The sequence below is a fragment of the Thauera sp. 28 genome (assembly GCF_000310145.2).
In the GTDB taxonomy this organism is placed as follows: Bacteria; Pseudomonadota; Gammaproteobacteria; order Burkholderiales; family Rhodocyclaceae; genus Thauera; species Thauera mechernichensis.
This window is the reverse complement of record NZ_AMXA01000115.1, coordinates 1-260: the sequence shown is the minus strand read 5'-3', so window position 1 is coordinate 260 and position 260 is coordinate 1. Positions and strand designations below refer to the sequence as shown.

Annotated in this window: 1 protein-coding gene; it reads right to left on the bottom strand. The window is 65.8% G+C overall.

Annotation, left to right across the window (positions count from 1 at the left end; all coding sequences use genetic code 11):
- Nucleotides 1–260, bottom strand: a 260-nt coding sequence (locus C662_RS19690; RefSeq protein ID WP_157354613.1) for a phosphoadenosine phosphosulfate reductase domain-containing protein, incomplete at both ends; no start/stop codon positions are given.

Sequence of the window (260 nt, the reverse complement as noted above, 5' to 3'; positions counted from 1 at the left end):
CGGATCGACTCGCCCTTGTGCTTTCTGGCGTTGTAGAGCTTCCACAGCTCGGGGCGCTGGTTCTTCGGGTCCCAGCGGTGCTGCGCGGTGCGGAACGAGAACACGCGCTCCTTGGCGCGCGACTTCTCCTCGTCGCGGCGCGCACCGCCGAAGGCGACGTCGAAGCCGTACTGGTCGAGCGCCTGCTTGAGGCCCTCGGTCTTCATGATGTCGGTGTGGATCGCCGAGCCGTGGGTGAAGGGGTTGATGTCCTTCTCCAC